This is a genomic window from Rhodoferax potami (assembly GCF_032193765.1).
GTDB lineage: Bacteria > Pseudomonadota > Gammaproteobacteria > Burkholderiales > Burkholderiaceae_C > Allorhodoferax > Allorhodoferax potami.
In genome coordinates this window covers 3,464,612-3,478,902 of the sequence record NZ_JAVBIJ010000001.1, presented here as the reverse complement: position 1 = coordinate 3,478,902, position 14,291 = coordinate 3,464,612, and the positions used below count along the sequence as shown (strand labels likewise).

The following is a 14,291-nucleotide window of genomic DNA, read 5'->3' as shown; positions in this document are numbered from 1 at the left end:
ACCAGAGTTACTTACTTGCGCAAAACTTTTTCGACGGTGTCGGCCACGTTCTCAGGCGTGAAACCGAAGTGCTTGAACAATACCGGTGCGGGTGCGGATTCACCGTACGTATCCAGACCGACAACCGCGGCCGTGCCGTACTTCCACCAGCCACCGGTGGAGCCCATTTCCACCGCAATGCGGGGCACACCGGCCGGCAACACGCTGGTCTTGTACTCGGCGCTCTGCAAGTCGAAGGTGGTGGTGGAGGGCATAGAGACCACGCGCACGGCGATCTTGCGTTCAGCCAACACCTTTTGCGCGGCAATCGCCAACTGCACTTCGGAACCGGTGGCGATGATCACAGCTTGGGCCTTCTTCTTGATACCCACATCCGCTGGCTCGGACAACACGTAGGCGCCCTTGCTGATGGAGTCGATGCCGGAGGCATCAGGCGCGGCAGCGGAGTCGCATTTGGCCGCATAAGCGATGTTCTGGCGGCTCAAGAGCAGCGCCGTAGGCTTGGCCTTGTTTTGCAAGGCAACAGTCCATGCCACGGCAGTTTCAGCCGTGTCAGCGGGACGCCAGACGTCCAGGTTGGGGATCAGACGCAGAGAAGCCGCGTGCTCGATGGACTGGTGGGTCGGGCCGTCTTCGCCCAGACCGATGGAGTCGTGGGTGAACACGTGCACCACACGCAGCTTCATCAGGGCCGCCATGCGAATGGCGTTGCGACTGTAGTCGCTGAAGGTCAGGAAGGTGCCGCCGTAAGGGATGTAGCCACCGTGCAGGGCCACGCCGTTCATGATGGCGGCCATGCCGAACTCGCGCACACCGTAGTTGATGTGGCGGCCGCCCTGGCCGGCTTCGTTGGTCACCACGTCGCCGGTCAGTGCGTCAAAACGCAGGTTGGGCGTGCTCTTGGTGTTGGTCAGGTTGGAGCCGGTCAAGTCGGCAGAGCCACCCAGCATTTCGGGCAAGGCTGCGGTGAAAGACTCCAGCGCCAACTGGCTGGCCTTGCGGCTGGCCACGGTTTCGCCCTTCTGGTGGGCGGCGATCACGGTGTCCACCGCAGTCTGCACAAAGTTCTTGGGCAGGTCGCCCTTCATGCGGCGCACGAACTCTTTAGCCAGCTCAGGGAAAGCGGCTTTGTAGGCAGCAAACTTCTCGTTCCATGCAGCTTCTGCAGCCTTGCCTTTTTCCTTGGCATCCCAGTCTGCATAGACTTCTTTGGGGATCACGAAGGGGGCGTGGCTCCAGCCGATGGACTCGCGGGTGAGCTTGATTTCTTCAGCGCCCAAAGGTTCGCCGTGGGCCTTGGAGGTGTTGGCGCGGTTGGGGCTGCCCTTGCCGATGTGGGTCTTGCTGATGATCAGGGTGGGGCGGTTGTCGGTGCCGGCCTTGGCTTGCGCGATGGAAGCAGAGACAGCAGCAGCATCGTGACCATCCACGGGGCCGATCACGTTCCAGCCGTAGGCCACAAAACGCTGAGCGGTGTTGTCGATGAACCATGGGGCCACTTGGCCGTCGATGGAAATGCCGTTGTCGTCATACAGGGCGATCAGCTTGCCCAGCTTCCAGGCGCCGGCCAGTGCAGCGGCTTCGTGGCTGATGCCTTCCATCAGGCAGCCGTCGCCCATGAACACGTAAGTGTGGTGGTCCACGATGGCGTGGCCTTCACGGTTGAACTCTTTGGCGAGCAGCTTTTCAGCCAAGGCGAAGCCCACGGCGTTGGTGATGCCCTGGCCCAAGGGGCCGGTGGTGGTTTCCACGCCGGGGGTGATGCCGAACTCAGGATGGCCCGCAGTCTTGCTGTGCAGCTGGCGGAAGTTCTTGAGTTCGTTGATGGGCAGCTTGTAGCCGGTCAGGTGCAGCAGCGCATAGATCAGCATGGAGCCGTGGCCGTTTGACAGGATGAAGCGGTCGCGGTTAGCCCAGTTCGGGTTGGTGGGGTTGTGACGGAGGTGATCACCCCACAAAGCCACTGCCATGTCGGCCATGCCCATGGGGGCGCCGGGGTGGCCGGAATTGGCTTGCTGCACAGCGTCCATGGACAGTGCGCGAATGGCATTTGCCATGTCTTTGGTATTGGGGGTGGGGGCCATTGAGGGCAGCTCCAAGGGTAAGGTTAAGAAACAGGTGAAAGGCAAAACTCCGCTGATTTTACCGGTGCGCGCTTTGGGGCCGTTACAGAGCAGTACTGCACCGAATTTGACCCATGGGCTATGCTTTTGTGCATGAGCCAACTCTTCACCTCTTACACCCTGCCTTCGCCCCGCGGCGGCCTTGTTTTACCGAACCGCATCGTCGTCGCTCCGATGTGCCAATACCAAGCGGTGGACGGCGAAGCGACGGACTGGCATTTGATGCACTGGGGCAATTTGCTCAACAGTGGTGCGGGCCTATTCACGATTGAGGCGACCGGTGTGTTGCCCGAGGGGCGCATCACGCCCGCTTGCCTCGGGTTGTGGGACGACCGCACCGAAGCGGCCTTTACAGACAAACTGCACCGCGCGCGAAAGCTCGCGCCGCACACGGCGGTGTGCATCCAGCTGGCACACGCAGGGCGTAAAGCATCCAGCAAGTTACCTTGGCAAGGCGGGCAGCTGCTGGCTCGCGAAGACGGCGGGTGGGAGCCCGTGGGCCCCTCAGCCCTGCCACAGTTGCCCCAAGAACCGCCACCTACCGAGCTGACCCTGGAAGGCATGGAGCGCGTCAAGGCTGCGTTTGTGCAGGCGGCGATTCGCAGCGCACGCATGGGCGTGAACGCTATCGAACTGCATGGCGCCCACGGCTATCTGGTGCATGAATTTTTGTCGCCGATTGCCAACCAGCGCACCGATGCCTATGGCGGCAGCCTGGAGAACCGCATGCGCTTTCCTCTGGAGCTGTTCTCCGCCATGCGGGCTGCATTTGACGGCGTGCTGGGTGTGCGTATCTCCGCCAGCGATTGGGTGGAGGGCGCGTGGGACGTCACACAAAGTGCCGTCTTCGCACAACAACTCAAGGCGCTGGGTTGCGACTTCATCCACGTCTCCAGTGGGGGGGTATCACCGCAGCAAAAAATCGCGCTGGGTGCCAACTACCAGGTGCCATTTGCGCGCGACATCCGCGCTGCCAGCGGCATGGCCACCACCGCGGTCGGACTGATCACCGATCCGCAACAGGCTGAAGATATTCTGCAAGCCGGCGATGCGGATCTGATCGCCTTGGCGCGCGCTTTTTTGTACAACCCGCGTTGGGGTTGGCATGCCGCGGCCGCGCTGGGCGGCCAAGTGGAAGGCAACCCCGTCTACTGGCGCTGCCTGCCACGCGAAGCACAAGCCGTGTTCGGCAAAGTGGCAGTGGGCACGCGTTAGTTGGGTACTGCAAGTGTCTGCCCAACCCCTTCGGCTAACTGAGGGGTCGGTTTAACGGCCAATGCCGGTGAAATCGCTTGCCCGTCAACCCCGAGGCTTTCGATGAAACCGCCTTCGGCCCATTCCGCATAGCGCCAATCGTCACCGGCGCGCACGACGCCCTCAGGGGGCTGCACCTCTTGCACCGGCACACCGTTAAGAGCCACCGACATGTAATCAATCCAGGCGGGAAGCGCCAGCGCGGACCCGGAGGCACGGGTGCCCAAGCTGCGGGGCGTGTCGTAGCCCACCCACACCACCGCCACCACACCGGGCTGGTAGCCGGCAAACCAGGCGTCCACCACGTCATTGGTGGTGCCGGTCTTGCCATACAGATCAGGGCGCTTGAGTGCGGCCTGTGCTTTGGCGGCTGTGCCGCTACGCGTCACTTCCTGCAACAAGCTCGACACCATGAAGGTGTTGCGGGCCGGCACGGTGCGCAGCGTCTCGTCCAACACCTGGGGCTTGGCTTCGAACACCACCTCGCCACTGGCGCGGGCAATCTTCTGGATCAGTACCGGATTCACCCGGTAGCCACCGTTGGCCAACACCGAATAAGCACCCGCCATTTGCAAGGGGTTGGTGGAGCCCGAGCCGAGGGCCTGGGTGAGGTTGTCCGGTTGGCGTTCCGGGTCAAACCCAAAGCGGCTGACCCACTCCCGCGCGCCTTGGGGCGAGAGCAACTGCATCAGGCGGATAGACACCAGGTTTTTGGAGCGCGCCAAGGCGCGGCGCAAGGTGATGGGGCCATCGGTGCTGCCGTCGTCGTTCTCGGGGGCCCAGTCGCCTACGTTTTCCATGGGCGCATCGTTCACCAGCGATTCAGGTTGCATGCCGCTCTCAATCGCGCCAGAGTAAATGAACGGCTTGTAGCTGGAGCCGGGCTGGCGCCAGCCTCGGGTGACGTGGTTGAACTGGTTGCGGTGAAAGTCGAACCCTCCCACCAGGGCGCGGATATCGCCATTCAGGGGGTCCATGGCGACCAGCGCGCCTTCAGCCTCCGGCCACTGCACCAGACTCCAGGCCTTGGCCTGCTGCACCACCCGCACCACCGCGCCGCGCCGCACCCGTAACTTGGCGGCAGCAGATTCGGCTAGGCCTGACTGGGCGGGTCGCAAGCCAGTGCCCTCGATGGTCACGACCTCGCCAGTACCCAACACCACGGTCACGGATTTGGTGCTGGCACGGGTCACGATGGCAATACGCAGGTCTTCGTCATCGTCGTAATCGGCAAGTGCCTGGGCCACCGCAGGGTCGTCGTCTTTCAGGTCGGTGGCAAGGGTCTCCTGCCCTTCAGGGCCACGCCAGACCTGGCGCAAGGAGTGCTCCACCAACGTTCGGCGCAGTGCCTTGTAAGCGGCCTGCTGCTCAGCGGCGCGCAGGGTAGTGGTGACATTCAGGCCGGTGGTGTAGCTCATTTCGCCGAACTGGGCATAGACCTGCTGGCGCACCATTTCGGCCACGTGTTCGGCGTGCACATCGACTTCGTTGCGCTTTCGCACCACCAGCTTCTCTGCCTTGGCGGCTTGGAACTGGGCGTCGGTGATCACGTCTTGCGCCCGCATGCGGCCCAGGACCAACAGCTGGCGGGCCCGGGCGCGCTCAAAGTTTTGAATCGGGTTGGCAAAGTGCGGGTTCTGGGGCAGACCGGCCAGCATTGCGGACTCAGCGGCACTGAGTGCTGAGAGTGTTTTGCCGAAATACGCCTGGGCCGCCGCTTCAAAACCATAGGCCCGCGAACCCAGATAGATCTGGTTCATGTAGAGCTCCAGAATCTGGTCTTTGCTGAGCTGGGACTCGATTTTGAACGCCAGCAGCGCTTCTTTGATCTTGCGCTCCAGGGTCCGGGAGCGGCTCAAAAAGAAGGTGCGCGCCACCTGCTGCGTGATGGTGGATGCCCCTTGGGTGCGCCCACCAGTGAGGTTAGCCACGATAGCCCGGGCCACGCCGATCGGGTCCAGCCCGCCATGTTCATAAAACCGCGCGTCTTCCACGGCCAGCAGACTGTCTTTCATCAACCGGGGAATCTGGTCGATCGGCTTGTAGACCCGGCGCTCGGTGCCGAAACCTGCCACTTCCACCCCATCCGCAGTCAGCACACGCAGGGGCTGCTTGGGCTGGTAGTTGGAGAGGGACGAGGTGTCCGGCAGCTGGGTCGAGAAAAACGCGGTGAGCGCCAGCAGGGCGACGAGGCCCAAGCCGGCCAACACCAGACTGATTTTCAAGAGGCGCAGGGGCCAGGAGCCCCGGGAGATGGTTTGCATGGCGATTCACAATTGGACCGCGCATTATGGGCAGCCCGGGCGCCGGCTGGTGGCCGGCTTTGTAAACGCTATGAAATAAGGAGCTAATCCGGAACTATTTGTGCCGGCTAGCGGCTTTTTTTACTGTTTTTCTTCTTGGGCAGCAGAGCGTCATGCAGCGCTACAAATTCCTGGGTCAGCTTGTGGCCGGGTTCCAGGTAGATCATGGGTTTGGACTGCTCGTGCGACTCGCGGATCTTCACCGAGGCACCGAGGTAGGGCTGCAAGACCGGCAGGCCTTCGTCAATCAGCTCCTGTACCATGCGCTGCGGCAGGTTGGCGCGCGGCTGGAACTGGTTGACCACAATGCCTTCCACCTCCAGGGTCTTGTTGTGGTCGGCCTTGATTTCCTGCACGTTCTCCAAGAGGGTGTAGAGCGCGCGGCGGGAAAAGTCGTCGCAGTCAAACGGGATCAGGCAGCCCTGCGCGGCAATCAGCGCGCTGCGGGTGTAGAAGTTGAGTGCGGGCGGGGTGTCGATGTAAATCTGGTCGTAGTCGGCGGCCAAGAGCTCCAGCGCATCGCGCAACTTGTAGATCTTGTGGCGGCTCTCCAGCTTGCTGTGCAGCTCGTCAAGCAGCGGGCTCGAAGGCAGCAAGTCCAGGTTGGGCCACTGGGTCTCGCTGATGTAGTCACTGGCGGGCTTGTCGCGCACAGTGAATTTGAGGCTCTGCTCAAAAAACTCCGCCACGTTCGGCAGCTCGTCCGTCATATCGGCCCCCAACAAATAGCGGCTGGAGTTGCCCTGCGAGTCCAAGTCAATCACCAGCGTGCGCAGCCCCTGCGAGGCGCTGATGGCCGCCAGGTTACAGGTGATGGTGGACTTGCCGACGCCACCTTTCTGGTTGAAAACAACATGCTGCATAACGATTTCCTTTGCTCAAAGCGGACCACAGGCGTGCAGGCAGTCTAGCGGGGCTGCATGACACGACCCTGAACACCCTGCGCACACGCCATGCAGGCAAAAACTACGCCAAGGCCGCCGCTTGACGTGCGTCAAGAAAGACCGATCGCCCGACGGCTCCACATGGACACCATCCGACTGGCGTGGCACCATTCGCAAAACGGTCACAGAACCGGTTTTCTATGGGGGTTGACACCATGACCAGCACACTGGAGGGCGCTTTGCTGCGGCTGGCGCACAAGCAATCTGCCTCGCCACACGAGGATTTCACGGAAACGCTGTCGCGGAGCCTGCACGCCATCCGCACCCACCTGAATATGGATGTGGGCTTTATCTCCGAGTTTGTGGACGACCGCCGTTACTTTCGCTATGTCGATGCGGACAACCGGGATGCGGTCATTTGCGTGGGCCAGTCTGATGCGCTGGAAGACAGCTTCTGCCAACGCGTGGTCGACGGGCGCCTGCCCGGCCTGCTCACAGATGCAGGCCTTCATCCAGAAGCACTGACCCTGCCAGCGACCCAGTCGCTGCCCGTGGGTGCACACCTGAGCGCGCCCATACGGCTCAGTAATGGCCGGATATTCGGGACTTTGTGTTGCTTCAGTGCACGGGCGGACCACAGCCTGAACGGGCGCGACATCGCCATGCTGCAAGTGGTGTCCGACATGTTGGCAGGCCACATCGAGGCCCGCCTGCAAGAGCAACGTGCGCAAACCGACATCGAAAGCCGTATCGCACTGGCCATGGAGCCGGACCATATGCGCAGCGTCTACCAACCCATCTGGGACCTGACGCAGCAGCGATTGGTGGGCTTCGAAGCGCTGACCCGCTTCCAGTGCGGGCCTGCGCAATCGCCAGAACAGTGGTTCATGGAAGCCGCCCAAGCCGACCTGGGCACCGTGATGGAGATTCACGCCATCGAGTGCGCCGTGCAAGCGCTCCACCATCTGCCCGAAGGCATCTACCTCGCTATCAACGCGTCCCCGCGCACGGTGGTGAGCCCTGAACTCTCGCAATTGCTGGCAGGCCTTCCGCTGGACCGGCTGGTGCTGGAGATCACGGAACACGAAGTGGTGGATGCCACGATGTACACCCACATTGCCCATATCACCCGCTCGTTGCGGGACGCGGGCCTGCGGGTGGCGGTTGACGATGCAGGCGCGGGTTACGCCAGCTTCAAGCACATCCTGCACCTAGCGCCCGACATCATCAAGCTCGACGTCAGCATGACGCGGGACATCGACCGCGACCTCAGCCGCCAAGCCCTGGCCGCCGCTTTGGTGCGCTTTGCCGAATCCACCCATGGGCGCTTGGTTGCCGAGGGCGTGGAAACCGACGCGGAAATGGCCACCCTGCGCCAACTCGGCGTTGGCCTGGCACAGGGCTATGCCTTGGGCAAGCCCATGCCGCTGGAGCAGGCATTGCACCTCGCACGGACGCCCTGACGCCTGCCCCCATGCTTGGGCTATGCTCGCTGCCCATGCCTGACGCACTCCCTTTTCAACCGGTCAAACCGGCCATTTCCAGCCCCGCCATCGTGCTGGCCGCCGGACGCGGCGAGCGCATGCGGCCGCTCACCGACACCACGCCCAAACCTCTGCTCCAGGTGCACGGCAAGCCGCTCATGCAGTACCACCTGGAGGCGCTGGCCGCGGGGGGCTTTGCGTCCGCGGTGGTGAACACCGCCTGGCTAGGGGAGCAGATTGAAGCTGCGTTTCATGATGTTTTAGCCCTCCAGCCCTCGCCATATTTGCGCGAGCAGCTATCAAATTCAGAGCACTCCACTGCCGGCATCCGCCTGCACTACTCCCATGAAGGCCGCGATTTCGGCAGCGCGCTGGAGACAGCGGGTGGCATTGCCCGCGCTCTGCCGCAGTTGGACACGGTGTTCTGGTCCATGGCAGGTGACGTGTTTGCGCCCGACATGGTGTTCACCCACAGCGCCTTGGAGCGCTTTGCGCGCAGCGGCATGTTGGCCCACCTGTGGCTGGTGCCCAACCCGGCGCACAACACCAAGGGTGACTTCGGGCTTGAGGCCGTGGGCGCGGATGGCATTGGCCGCTGCGTGGACCCCGCTCCGGGCAGCACCGCGCCCCGCTACACCTACAGCACCTTTGCGCTCTTCCACCGCGACCTGTTTGCCCTGCCCTGGTGCGACATCCCCGCCGGCAACCCGCAAGGCATCAAAGCGCCGCTGGCCCCGCTTTTGCGCCGGGCCATGCAGGGTGCAAGGGTAAGCGCCGAGATTTACACTGGCCGCTGGACCGACGTCGGCACCCCCGAGCGCCTGGCAGAACTCAACGCACAGACACCATGACCCAGCCCTCCACTTCCGCACTCACCGCAGACTATGCCGGCCGCCGCGCGCGCCTGGCCGCCCACATCGGCCCGCATGGCGTGGCGGTGCTGCCCACGGCCCCGGAGCAGCAGCGCAACCGGGATGCGGACTTTTTGTTCCGCCACGACAGCTACTTCCATTACCTGAGCGGTTTTGCCGAGCCGCGGGCTTGGCTGGTGATTCAGGGTGATGGCACCACCACCCTGTTTTGCCAACCTAAAGACCTGGAGCGCGAAATCTGGGACGGCTTTCGCCTCGGGCCGGACGCAGCGCCTGGCGCCCTCGGCGTGAACGCCGCCTATTCGGTGGCCGAGCTGGACCAGCGCCTCCCCGGCCTGCTCGATGGCGCCGATGCCGTCTGGTACCCCTTTGCCACACACAAAGGCCTGGAGACGCGCATCGACGGCTGGCTCAGCAGTCTGCGCGCCCGCGTGCGCTTTGGCACGTTGGTGCCCGAGCAGGTGCGCGACCTGTGCGGTCCGCTGGACGAGATGCGCCTGATCAAGGATGCCTATGAACAGGACGTGATGCGCCGCGCCGCGCAGATCAGCGCGCAAGCCCACATCCGCGCCATGCAGCTCTCTGCCCGCATGCTACGCGAAGGCAAAGACGTGCGCGAATATCACCTGGACGCTGAGCTGCTGCACGAGTTCCGCCTGCAGGGCTCGCAGTATCCGGCCTACAGCTCCATCGTGGCCGCCGGTGCCAACGCCTGTGTGCTGCACTACCGTGCCGACGCGGCCCCGGTGCGCCATGGTGAGCTGGTGCTGATTGACGCGGGCTGCGAGCTGGACGGCTACGCCTCAGACATCACCCGCACCTTCCCCGCCAACGGCACATTCACCGGCCCGCAGCGCGCGCTGTATGACCTGGTGCTGGCCTCGCAAGTGGCCGCTGTGGAAGCCACCAAGGCCGGGGCGCGCTTTACCGACCCGCATGACGCCACCGTCAAGGTGCTGGCGCAAGGCATGCTGGACCTGGGGCTGCTAGACAAAAACACCGTGGGTAGCCTGGACGATGTGATCGAGAAGCGGGCCTACTTCCAGTTCTACATGCACCGCACCGGCCACTGGCTGGGCATGGATGTGCATGACTGCGGCTCGTACACCGAGCCGTCTGAGCTGGGCACCAAGCATGTGCGCAAAGACGCGCTCACCGGCAACGAGATCGTGAACCGGCCCGCCCGCATACTGCGCAGCGGCATGGTGCTGACCATCGAGCCCGGCATTTATGTGCGTCCGGCACCAGGGGTGCCAGAGGAGTTCCACCACATCGGCATCCGCATCGAAGACGACGCCATCGTCACCGACACCGGCTGCGAGCTCATCAGCCGCGGCGTGCCGGTGGAGGCAGACGCCATCGAAGCCTTGATGCGCGGCTGATCAGTCTTCGGCGCTATCGTCCTGCTCAGCGGCCTGCTGGGCAGCCGTCCAGTGGCGCTTGGGCAGGTGGCCGAACAGGCGCTCGATCACGGTATCCACCACCGCATCGTTCACCTCGTGGACGAGGAAGGGAATGACATCCGCCGTCACATCCGCACCCAGGCTGACCAGGTGTTCCGCAGCCGTCACGGTGTAGCCATAGTGCATAACAGTGTCCGCCTTGCCGTGCACCATGTGCAGGGTCGTGTGGGCGTGGGGCGCCAGTGGCAGCTGGGCAAAGCGGCCTGACAAGGCGACTACGCGGCCGGCCAAAAAGTCGTTTTGCTGGGTGGACTCGAGGCACATGATGGCGCCCTGCGAAAAGCCCACCAGCGCTGTGGCCTCAGAGCTCACGCCGGCGCGGGCTTGCCAGTCTTGCACGGCTTTCACAAACGCGGGCATGGCGGCGGCTACACGCTCCGGGCGGCTTTCTTCGGTGATGCCGATGACCGAAAACCATTGGTAGCCCTGACCCAAGTCAGAGGCTTCTGGCCCCTGCACGCTCACCACCAAGGCCTCAGGAAATTCGGCCGCCAAACGCCGCCCCAAAGGCAACAAACCTTGGGGCGTGGCACCTACGCCATGGTGCAGCAAGAAAAGTTGTTTGGCTGCGCCCGCGGGCTGTTGCACAACGATATCGGTCATGGGGTCACTCCTGCGAAAACGGGTATCTGAAGATGGAGGGGTTAGTCCGCCGCTGCGGCTGTTTTGCCCAGCGTTATACGGGTCAACAACAATGCCACGATAGCGGATCCGGCAATGCCAGCCACCATCGGCCGGGCGGTGCCATCGGCGAGCGCGCCGGTAATACCCATGACCACGGCACCGGTCACAAACTGCAAGGTGCCCATCAAGGCAGAGGCGGTGCCGGCAATTTCGCCGTGCTCATCCAGGGCTAACACGGCCGTCGTGGGCACCACGAGGCCCAAAAAGCCATAGCCCACAAACAGCATGCCCAGCATCACATCGAGCCGCTCGATACCACTGAGGTTCACCGCCAGCAGCAGGCTCATCATGAGCGCGTAGCCCACCACCGCGAACTTCACCAGTTTGACCAACCCGAAGCGCGCGCTGAGTTTGCCGGTGAACTGCGAAATGCCGATGAAGGACGCCGCGTTGGCCGCAAACGCCAAGCTGTACTGCCGGGGCGTGAGACCGTAATGGTCGATCAGCACGAACGACGAATTAGCCAGGTAGGCAAAGAAGCTGGAGATGCCAAAAGCACCGATGAACACCAGCCCCAGAAAATGCCGGTCGCGCAGCAACACGCCATAGGCGGCCACCGCACTGCCGACGCTGCTATTTACACGGTCCTTCGCGGGCCGGGTTTCCGGCAGGCTGGTGGCCAACAACACCAGGCCCAAAATGGCGGCCACCGTCACCGCCCAAAACACCGCGCGCCAGCCGGATGCCTCTATCAAGACACTACCGACCAAAGGGGCGAGGATGGGGGACACGCTGAACACCAGCATCAACAGCGACATCAGCCGCGCGGCGTCGTGGCCTGTGTGCAAGTCGCGCACCACGGCGCGTGGGATCACCATACCCGCGCAGGCGCCCAGCCCCTGGATAAAGCGCAACACCACCAGGGTTTCAATATCCGGTGCCAGTGCACAGCCCACACTGCCCAGAGCAAATAGCACCAGGCCGAAATACAGCGGCTTCTTGCGACCCAGCATGTCAGAGACCGGGCCATAAATAATCTGGCCCACCCCCAGCGAGATAAAGAAAGCCATCAAGCTAGCCTGCACGGCCCCCATGGAGGCACCAAGGCTTTGGCCGATGGAGGGGAGGGCGGGGAGGTACATATCGATGGCGAAAGGGCCGATGGCTGACAGCAAGCCGAGCACCAGGGCGGTGCCGAAGAAGGAAGTTTTCATAGGGGCGCGAGCATACCCCCGCGCGCTCACCTCCGTATGGCACCGGGCGTTCGCCCCGGTCGGCAAAATGGGCGAGACAGCGGCTCCCTGCTCAGGTATAACCCCAGTACCTTCAAGGAGATGGCGCATGAAAGGCATGGTCTTTACCGAATTTCTGGAAATGGTGGAAAGCACCTTTTCCGCGGACATGGTGGACGACATCATTGACGACAGCGCACCGCCCAGTGGAGGGGCTTACACCTCGGTGGGCACCTATGACCACCAGGAACTCGTCGGCATGGTGACGGCTTTGTCCGCCCGCTCGGGTTTGCCGGTGCCAGCGCTGATCCATGGGTTCGGTACCCACCTGTTCGGCCGGTTTCATGCGCTGTACCCCCGCTTCTTCGAAGGCATTCCGTCGGCCGTAGATTTTCTGTTTGGCATCGAATCCGTCATCCACACCGAAGTGCGCAAGCTCTACCCCGATGCGCAGCTCCCCAGCTTTGACTGTGTGCGCCGGGACGACGGGCTCGATATGGTGTACGCATCACCGCGCCACTTCGGCGATTTGGCGGAGGGCCTTATCGGCGGCGCGATTGCGCATTTCGGTGACCCTCTGGGGCTGACAAGGGTGAATTTGCCGGATGGCTCCATCCGGTTTGAATTGCGTCACAAATCTTAAGCGCATGTCTGATCCGGTGAACCCACCCACCTCCGACGCCCACGCAGATCCACTGCGCCGTTTGCTCAACCGGGTGGAGCGCGAGAAATCGGCCCGCAAACAAGCCGAGCAACTGCTGGAAGAAAAAAGCATGGCGCTGTTTGAGGTCAACCAGGCCTTGGAGCAACGGGTAAACGAACGGACGGCGGCCCTACAAGCCGCCTTGGCACAGGCAGAAGCGGCCAATGTTGCCAAGAGCCGCTTTCTAGCCATGATGAGTCACGAGATTCGCACGCCGCTGAATGGGGCGCTGGGGCTGACGGAGTTGCTCAAGAGCACACCACTGAGCGCGGAGCAATCGCACTTTGTGGACAACATCTTGCTGGCAGGCAATGCGCTGCTGAACCTGATCAACGACATCTTGGACTTTTCCAAGATTGAGGCCAACCAGATGGAGCTGGAGCGCATCAAGTTCAATCCCCGGAATTTGGTCACCGAGACCTTGGACATGTTCCGCCCGCAAGCCAACGCCAAGCAAGTGGCACTGTCACTCCAGATCGATAGCCATGTGCCCTACGCCGCCACGGGAGACCCCAGCCGCTTGCGCCAGGTGTGGATGAATCTGGTGGGCAATGCACTCAAGTTCACCCACCAGGGGAGCATCACCATCAGCCTGCGGTGCACACCGGAGGGACTGCACTGCTCCGTCAAAGACACGGGCATCGGCATGACTGAGGAGGTCATGCAACAGCTGTTCTCCCCCTTCAAGCAAGGTGACAGTTCGATTGCCCGAAAATTCGGCGGAACCGGCCTGGGCTTGGTGATTTGCAAAGCCATCATCACGCAGATGGGCGCAGATCTGAAGGTCGCGAGCCGTCCTGACGAGGGTTCGGAGTTCAGCTTTACGTTGTCGGCGGCGTCTTTGGGACTGGAAGCCTCCGACACCTGGATCACACCGCCCGCGCTACCTGCATCACCCGCTCAGGCGCCCACTACGGACTTGAGTGGCCTGCGTATTTTGTTGGTGGACGATCAACCGATCAATCGGCTTCTCGCGCGCAGCCAATTGCGGCAGCTCGGCTGTCCACCCGTAGCGGAAGCAGAAAACGGATTGGTCGCTTTGCAAAAGTTGAGCGAGCAGCCCTTCGATGTGGTGTTGATGGACATGCAAATGCCCGAGCTGGACGGCTTGAGCGCGACCAGAGCGCTGCGCACCATGCCGCTGGACTTTCAACCTTTTGTAATTGCGATGACTGCCAATGCCTACGCAGAAGACCGGGCCGCTTGCAGTGCGGCGGGCATGGATTTCTTTTTGAGTAAACCGGTTCAACTGGACACCCTGCGCGAAGCGCTGAGCAGCATCACGGTACCCAGCTAATGCCGCGTTCCCGGCGCACCGCCGCGATAACAGCGGCGTCTACCCCATCATA

General features: G+C 62.6%; 11 protein-coding genes. 6 read left to right on the top strand and 5 right to left on the bottom strand.

Translation table 11 applies throughout. The features are described from left to right. Nucleotides 1-11: 11 nt before the first annotated feature. Nucleotides 12-2,084 carry a transketolase gene (gene tkt / locus RAE21_RS16800; protein ID WP_313882344.1) on the bottom strand — a complete coding sequence of 691 codons (2,073 nt, stop codon included), beginning with the start codon at nucleotides 2,082-2,084 and terminating at the stop codon, nucleotides 12-14. 132 nt (nucleotides 2,085-2,216) lie between these two features. Between tkt and RAE21_RS16795 the strand changes: the two genes are divergently transcribed. After that, entirely contained in the window at nucleotides 2,217-3,338 is a 1,122-nt protein-coding gene (locus RAE21_RS16795) for an NADH:flavin oxidoreductase/NADH oxidase (protein ID WP_313882343.1), read from the top strand. Here the strand turns inward: RAE21_RS16795 and RAE21_RS16790 are convergent. Next, nucleotides 3,335-5,641, bottom strand: a complete 2,307-nt coding sequence (locus RAE21_RS16790; RefSeq protein WP_313882342.1) for a penicillin-binding protein 1A — start codon at nucleotides 5,639-5,641, stop codon at nucleotides 3,335-3,337. The genes RAE21_RS16795 and RAE21_RS16790 overlap by 4 nt on opposite strands. 107 nt (nucleotides 5,642-5,748) lie before the next feature. Beyond that, complete coding sequence (locus RAE21_RS16785) at nucleotides 5,749-6,543, bottom strand: ParA family protein (protein ID WP_313882341.1); 795 nt, start codon at nucleotides 6,541-6,543, stop codon at nucleotides 5,749-5,751. 236 nt (nucleotides 6,544-6,779) lie between these two features. On the opposite strand from RAE21_RS16785, the gene RAE21_RS16780 reads away from it, so the two are divergent. From RAE21_RS16780 to RAE21_RS16770, 3 genes are read left to right on the top strand one after another with little or no spacing between them, the layout of a single operon-like run. Continuing rightward, entirely contained in the window at nucleotides 6,780-8,027 is a 1,248-nt protein-coding gene (locus RAE21_RS16780) for a sensor domain-containing phosphodiesterase (RefSeq protein WP_313882340.1), read from the top strand. Nucleotides 8,028-8,062: 35 nt separating this feature from the next. Next, a complete protein-coding gene (locus RAE21_RS16775) occupies nucleotides 8,063-8,899 on the top strand; it encodes a nucleotidyltransferase family protein (RefSeq protein WP_313882339.1) in 837 nt (278 codons plus the stop codon). Further along, nucleotides 8,896-10,302, top strand: coding sequence for an aminopeptidase P N-terminal domain-containing protein (locus RAE21_RS16770; protein WP_313882338.1), 1,407 nt, complete (start codon nucleotides 8,896-8,898; stop codon nucleotides 10,300-10,302). The genes RAE21_RS16775 and RAE21_RS16770 overlap by 4 nt, the downstream gene beginning before the upstream one ends. On the opposite strand, the gene ypfH is transcribed toward RAE21_RS16770, so the two are convergent. Both ypfH and RAE21_RS16760 read right to left on the bottom strand, forming a co-directional pair. Then, nucleotides 10,303-10,986 (bottom strand): esterase, encoded by a 684-nt coding sequence (gene ypfH / locus RAE21_RS16765; RefSeq protein ID WP_313882337.1) that lies wholly within the window; start codon nucleotides 10,984-10,986, stop codon nucleotides 10,303-10,305. A gap of 41 nt (nucleotides 10,987-11,027) precedes the next feature. Beyond that, entirely contained in the window at nucleotides 11,028-12,221 is a 1,194-nt protein-coding gene (locus tag RAE21_RS16760; protein WP_313882336.1) for a multidrug effflux MFS transporter, read from the bottom strand. Nucleotides 12,222-12,348: 127 nt separating this feature from the next. On the opposite strand from RAE21_RS16760, the gene RAE21_RS16755 reads away from it, so the two are divergent. Together RAE21_RS16755 and RAE21_RS16750 are read left to right on the top strand one after the other, a co-directional pair. After that, nucleotides 12,349-12,882 carry a heme NO-binding domain-containing protein gene (locus tag RAE21_RS16755; RefSeq protein ID WP_313882335.1) on the top strand — a complete coding sequence of 178 codons (534 nt, stop codon included), beginning with the start codon at nucleotides 12,349-12,351 and terminating at the stop codon, nucleotides 12,880-12,882. A gap of 4 nt (nucleotides 12,883-12,886) precedes the next feature. Next, nucleotides 12,887-14,239, top strand: a complete 1,353-nt coding sequence (locus tag RAE21_RS16750; RefSeq protein WP_313882334.1) for an ATP-binding protein — start codon at nucleotides 12,887-12,889, stop codon at nucleotides 14,237-14,239. The last annotated feature ends 52 nt before the right edge of the window (nucleotides 14,240-14,291 follow it).